Here is a 255-nt window from a genome sequence, read left to right as displayed (position 1 = left end):
CTCGGAAAAAGTTTTTATAGGCTCTTTCCAGATTCTGTTGGGCATTCGCTAATGCTAGACTATCCACTTCTTTCAAAAACGGACATTCTTTTTTGTATTGCGCCGGTGTATTGTGGAGCATTTGTTTCGTTTCTTTGTAGTGGTTGATTTTGTCGCTGAGCATTTGGTTGTAGATGAAGCGGGCGCAGCCAAAACAATTCGCAAAATATTCTTTTTGCTGTTCGGTTGGGTATAATCTGTACTTGTATGCTTTCA

1 protein-coding gene is annotated in these 255 nt (G+C 40.0%); it reads right to left on the bottom strand.

Features of this window, described 5'->3' with window-relative positions:
• Nucleotides 1-255: helix-turn-helix domain-containing protein (locus ACYQ4S_RS12845; RefSeq protein WP_459771576.1), on the bottom strand; the 255-nt coding region annotated here is incomplete at both ends.

The sequence above is a fragment of the Alkalibacterium sp. s-m-28 genome (genome assembly GCF_054658175.1).
Note: the sequence above shows the minus strand (reverse complement) of the source record. Positions and strands in the feature narration are given on the sequence as shown.